Source organism: Bacillota bacterium (genome assembly GCA_013314855.1).
Classification (GTDB): domain Bacteria; phylum Bacillota; class Clostridia; order Acetivibrionales; family DUMC01; genus Ch48.
On record JABUEW010000193.1, the window covers coordinates 1 to 5147 of the forward strand.

At 42.9% G+C, this 5147-nt stretch carries 11 protein-coding genes; all 11 read left to right on the forward strand.

Going from position 1 to position 5147, the window contains the following annotated elements:
* The first annotated feature begins 119 nt into the window (after positions 1–119).
* Positions 120–674, forward strand: coding sequence for a 3D domain-containing protein (locus tag HPY74_19665; protein ID NSW92826.1), 555 nt, complete (start codon positions 120–122; stop codon positions 672–674).
* Entirely contained in the window at positions 674–1060 is a 387-nt protein-coding gene (locus HPY74_19670; GenBank protein ID NSW92827.1) for a hypothetical protein, read from the forward strand. Before HPY74_19665 ends, HPY74_19670 begins: the two co-directional genes overlap by 1 nt.
* Positions 1041–1292 carry a hypothetical protein gene (locus HPY74_19675; GenBank protein NSW92828.1) on the forward strand — a complete coding sequence of 84 codons (252 nt, stop codon included), beginning with the start codon at positions 1041–1043 and terminating at the stop codon, positions 1290–1292. Before HPY74_19670 ends, HPY74_19675 begins: the two co-directional genes overlap by 20 nt.
* 214 nt (positions 1293–1506) lie before the next feature.
* A complete protein-coding gene (locus HPY74_19680; GenBank protein ID NSW92829.1) occupies positions 1507–1674 on the forward strand; it encodes a hypothetical protein in 168 nt (55 codons plus the stop codon).
* A 66-nt stretch (positions 1675–1740) separates the two neighbouring features.
* Entirely contained in the window at positions 1741–1956 is a 216-nt protein-coding gene (locus tag HPY74_19685; protein ID NSW92830.1) for a hypothetical protein, read from the forward strand.
* Between the two features lie 246 nt (positions 1957–2202).
* Positions 2203–2517, forward strand: coding sequence for a sigma-70 family RNA polymerase sigma factor (locus tag HPY74_19690; GenBank protein NSW92831.1), 315 nt, complete (start codon positions 2203–2205; stop codon positions 2515–2517).
* 214 nt (positions 2518–2731) lie between these two features.
* Entirely contained in the window at positions 2732–3106 is a 375-nt protein-coding gene (locus tag HPY74_19695) for an HNH endonuclease (protein ID NSW92832.1), read from the forward strand.
* The gene (locus tag HPY74_19700) at positions 3099–3332 is read left to right on the forward strand and encodes a hypothetical protein (GenBank protein NSW92833.1); all 234 of its coding nucleotides are present in this window, start codon (positions 3099–3101) and stop codon (positions 3330–3332) included. Before HPY74_19695 ends, HPY74_19700 begins: the two co-directional genes overlap by 8 nt.
* Positions 3292–3534: a hypothetical protein gene (locus HPY74_19705; protein NSW92834.1), complete on the forward strand. Its 243-nt coding sequence runs from the start codon at positions 3292–3294 to the stop codon at positions 3532–3534. The genes HPY74_19700 and HPY74_19705 overlap by 41 nt, the downstream gene beginning before the upstream one ends.
* 220 nt (positions 3535–3754) lie before the next feature.
* Positions 3755–4189 (forward strand): P27 family phage terminase small subunit, encoded by a 435-nt coding sequence (locus HPY74_19710; protein NSW92835.1) that lies wholly within the window; start codon positions 3755–3757, stop codon positions 4187–4189.
* A gap of 9 nt (positions 4190–4198) precedes the next feature.
* The coding region (locus HPY74_19715) for a terminase large subunit (GenBank protein NSW92836.1) at positions 4199–5147 on the forward strand (949 nt) is incomplete at its 3' end.

Sequence of the window (5147 nt, forward strand, 5' to 3'; positions counted from 1 at the left end):
AAAGGAGCATGATTACTATTACCTGTTGCCCGACGATTGCCCGGTAAGGGGAAATGTAGGTCAGCTTGATATTTTTAAACTATTGCTTAATGAAATATAAGATGATTTGGAGGTGGGGGTTGGTGAAGATGAATGAGGGAACTGCGAGAAATCTCATGTTTGTACTTTGTATGGTGCTTTGCCTGACGCTAATTAACTTATTCGAAATAAAAGCCGAAAGCGCCAGGATGGGCAAGATGGCCGATAAACTGACAAGACTGGAAGAAAAACTGCCGGACATCGAGCCCATAGAGCAAAAGGTGGATGAATTGACAGAACGGGTTCATGTAGCTGTCAGTAGAAACGGTAGGGCTGAAATATTCCGGGTAACGGCTTATGACTTATCGTATCAGGCCTGCGGCAAGTACCCGGACCATCCTGAGTACGGCATCACGGCATCCGGAGAACGGGTAAAGGAGTGGCACACGATAGCAGCTGGTCCAGAACTGCCGTTCGGTACCAGGGTGTACCTCCCTTACTTCAGGGACAAGCCCAACCGTGGCATATTCGTGGTAAAGGACCGTGGCGGCGCAGTAAAAAACGGGTGCCTGGACGTGTTCATAAACGACTACGATGCTTGTATGGAGTTCGGTGTTAAGTACCTGGAGGCGTACATACTGGAGGAGGGGGATTGATGAAGAAGTGTTGTAGCTGCGGTAAAGAGGATGTGGCGTTTAAGGTTATATGTGGGGAATGTAGCGATAATTTCTTAAACGGCCTTAACGGCATAAGAAATATTGTTGAAGAAGCTAATCGACTGCAAAAATTGGAAAATGAAATACGAGTGATAACCAGCCTTGATTTGGAGCAAATAAGAGAAATGTTTCTGCAGGGATATACACTTACCAAGATGGAAACTGCTGATATGGGCATATTCAAAGAGTGCCACGACGAAGAAACAAATTCTTTTATAAAAGGCATGAAAGCCATAGATGAACTCTACACAAAAGCATTTAAAACTGCCATAAAAGGGTTCAAAAAAATACTGGCGGGTGATAAAGATGCATGTAAGGATAGGTGAACGAATATACTCCGCAACGCAATTCATATATACCGCTGCACAGAAAACACCAGTGGTAAAAACTCCTTCGGGTAAAGAAGTTGAGTACTCCTTTCCGGAGGTCCCTGAGTGCGATGATGAAAAATGTTGGTTGTGCGGAGCTGATACCAACGGGTATGGTACACCGGTAAACAAGACAATCAAGCCGACATTTACCGATTGTAGATTTAGTATTCACAAGTCCACCGTTTAAAGACGAAGATGTACAAGGCGATTATTGGGAATTTTATTCTAAAGCATTTAATGAAATGTACAAGATAGCATCAAAGGCTGTGATAATAATTCACAGTGCAACAAAAATGAATGAGATTATAAAGCGTTATCCTCCTAAAAGAACATTGATTTGGGGGAAAGGAATAATTGCTCCGTCACGGTAACATAACTTCAAAAAGCGGGGTGTGAGGCGGTTGAAAGACGACAAGCTTAAAGAAAAACTACACCAAAAGCTTGAAGAGGCAATTAATGCTATAATAGTGTTAGGTAAACAGAATTTTTTCAAAATTCATCTGCAAAACATAAACGGCGATATTTTAATATCAATTGAATATACGGACAAGGACAAAGTTGAAAAGTAGGCTGACCGAGTAACGGAGGCGCTACCATTTAGGTGGCGTCTCTTCTTTTTAGTGAGGTGAAGACATATGTTCAGGGTGAACGGGAGGAGCATAGCTCCTGTTAGGAAAGGTTTTATAACAATTGCAGAGCTTCTTTCCTGGGAGGTTCTGGAGGAACTGCTGACATGGAAATGCTTCATGGAGCAATATTTCAGGGGGTTATCTGTGACACAGGTTATGCAACATGATGCATATAAGCGGGTTAACAGGAGAGTGAAACAAATTAGGCATGGTACCCATTGACAAAGGGGGCTGGTCTTATGGAACTGAAGCAGCTGGCAAAGGAGTACAAAAAATCACTCCGGCCGCTTAATAAGCGGATACATAAGCTGCAGGGTGAGCTAAAAAAGCTGAAAGGAAATAAGAAATCGGATAAGGCACACATTCAGGTGCTCCAAGACCGTTTGAAGCCCCTTTTGTCAATGCGAGATGATTTAAGACAGATAACCACAGAGATGAAGTATTATTATAAGCCGGGGTGGTGGCGAAGTGAGAAATATACCTGTAACCGAAGAAAAGCTAGAAGATATATACCTTACTTCAGAAACTTATTTGAGGAGGATATCCTTCACCAACTCGAACCAGATCCAGGAGATGAAGCAGGCGATACGTGAGGTAATACAAACCGAGCTCACGGACCGGCAAAGGGAACTGGTACAGATGTATTTCATGGACGGAATGTCCATGCGGGAAATCGCAAAACAAAAGGGCATAACAAAGCAAAGTGTGTCAACTACCATCCAAAGAGCGGTCAAAAGGATAAAAAAATCAAAAAAAATAAAAAAATTTTTCGACATTGGCTGAAAAACGTTTGACTTTTTGCCCAAAACTACCCTATTAGTGAAAGGTATTTTTCTGAGACGTTTCAGAAGCCGGTGTGGAAGATAAAAAAAGGGGTGTAACCGGTGGATATTGCAAGGGTGAGAGAAGAATTCGAGAAGTGCGGCATATACAGAAGCATGAAAAAGATGCTCGACTGGATGTGCAAGCTGACGCTGTTGTGTATATTCACAAGTGTATGGTTGGTGGTAACGTGCCGTATAAGCCGCTGAAACCATGTAACTATCCAGGGTGCCCGAATCTGACAAGGGAAAGGTACTGCGAGGTACATAAGAAGCAGGAGCATGACTATGATGAACGCAGGGGTACGGCTGCACAAAGAGGATATGACGTAAAATGGCAGCGAGCAAGAAAGGTGTTTCTAACAAGGCATCCGCTGTGTGTTGAGTGTCAGAAGCAAGGACGCATTACCTCTGCTACAGTAGTAGACCATATCATGCCGCATAAAGGGAACCAGGAATTGTTCTGGGATGAAACAAATTGGCAACCGCTTTGTAAATGGTGTCATGATAGAAAGACAGCCAGAGAAGATGGAGGGTTTGGAAATGGCTAAGGCACCAAGGTATATGGATATAAGAATGGCAGGAAAAAACAATAAACGCTATGCAGTTATACGAATTAAATGGTGGGGTTGGCCGATAGTGTTCTTCAAGAACCTGGACTGCTCAAGTGTGAAATGGTATCAGTGGCCGAAGCTACTGCTAATATTCATATGTGTATGGCTGAAGATATTATTCTTTGGTATCGATAAAGAGAGTGCTGTTGGTAATGAACAATAATGTTTTAGAAAAGATAGAGACCTTGAGTGCGCTGGAGTTAAAGCCCGGCGATACTCTTGTGGTAAAACTGAACGAGAAGCTTAGCGAACAATCTACAGAAAGACTACACAGTTTCATTAGGGAATCGTTAGGACTAAGCAAGAGTATAAAGTTGATAGTGCTTGATGATGGAGTAGATATTGGGGTCATAAGACAAGAGTAAAAAAAACAAATACCCTCTATAGGTATATAACAATAAAGAGTTATGATATACAGGTGGAATTATGTTAAAAATAGGAAAACCTCTCAGACCTTACAGTTTCAAGGGGTAGGGGGGGGTCAGAAGTTTTAGGAGTTGCTGACCTAGACCGTGCGGGCCTCTTCTGCGCAAAAAAGTCCCCAAAAAAAATAAGTGAGGCGAGTTTAGGAAGGAGGTGAGCAGTTTGCCACAGGTAGTTTCCTTCGACAAAATGAAAGTCGGCAAAAAAGGTGGAGGTAAACACTGGACCAAAGATGAAGTTAAAGCCAGAGAGGCAGCTGCTCAGAGCATGCAAAGGAAAACGCCGGTTAAACCGAAGCCACCGAAATGGCTAAAGGAGGACAAAGAGGCCTACGCTCTTTGGAAGAGGATTATTAAAGACGCTAAAGACCTGGATCTTATTGATAACCTCGATGCAATGGCACTTGCAACCTATTGCAAACTTGAATCGGCAAAAGCAAAGGCTCTATTGGATGATAATATAAAAAGGTTCGAGAGCCTTTCGAAAACATCGCTGACATATGCAAAGGCTCTTGGTGTTACCCCTGAAGCAAGAGCAAGACTTGCCAAGAAACGGGCAGAACACAAAGCTGACCCTAATGCTGATTTGTTTGACTAGGGTGATGATATGCAGTATACAACTAAAGATCTTGGAAAGTTACATCCAACAACCAGATATGCCGTTGAAATTATCTCAGGTCTTCGGTCATCATGTAAAAGGGAATGGCAGGCCTGTGAGAGGCACTTGAGGGATTTGCAAAGACAGGGAACAGAAGAGTTCCCTTTTATATTTGACGAAACCAGGGCCAACAGACTATTTGACTGGTTCGAGAGATGCTGTCGGCATGTGCGTGGACCTTTTTCAGGTCAACTTATACAACTGCAACCTTTTCAAAAGTTTGATATAGGCTGCCTTTTTGGTTGGGTACATAAGGATACTGGCCGTCGACGGTTTAAGAAATCCTTCAACATGAGGGCCCGAGGGAATGTAAAGTCTACCGAAATGAGCGGCCTTGCTCTTTACGGTATGTGCAGCGATTGTGTATATCCCCCGGGGCATCCTGAACTGAAACAATATGAAAGCAGCCCAGAAGTCGAGTGCGCGGCGGTTGATAAAGAGCAAGCCAAGCGTATCTGGCTAGACGCTAAAAAGATGGGCGAGATAAGCCCTGATATATCAAAACGATTACATATCCGACGTACATATATTGAGCATGAAAGTCGAGGCGGTTGGCTTAGACCGTTATCAAAGGAGACAAAGAATAAAGACAGCGGGGCTCCTTGCATAGTAATTATTGATGAGTATCACGCTCATTCCACTAGCGAAATCCATGATGTATTATATTCGGGTTTTGGTAAACGTCAGCAGTCTTTGATGTGCATCATTACCACAGCCGGTAAAGAAGCTGAAAATAATCCGGCAAAAAAAGAATACGATATATGTTGCAAAATACTGGATGGCGAAATACAAGACGAGCAGTATTTTGTTATGATTCGTGAACTGGACAAGGACGATAATCCACATGATAAAACAAAATGGATAAAGGCTAACCCTATACTGCAGGATGATAACGAAT

Coding starts and splice junctions, on each gene's coding strand:
- HPY74_19670 (NSW92827.1), top strand. CDS start 674: ATGAAGAAGTGTTGTAGCTGCGGTAAAGAGGATGTGGCGTTTAAGGTT.
- HPY74_19675 (NSW92828.1), top strand. CDS start 1,041: ATGCATGTAAGGATAGGTGAACGAATATACTCCGCAACGCAATTCATA.
- HPY74_19685 (NSW92830.1), top strand. CDS start 1,741: ATGTTCAGGGTGAACGGGAGGAGCATAGCTCCTGTTAGGAAAGGTTTT.
- HPY74_19700 (NSW92833.1), top strand. CDS start 3,099: ATGGCTAAGGCACCAAGGTATATGGATATAAGAATGGCAGGAAAAAAC.
- HPY74_19695 (NSW92832.1), top strand. CDS start 2,732: ATGGTTGGTGGTAACGTGCCGTATAAGCCGCTGAAACCATGTAACTAT.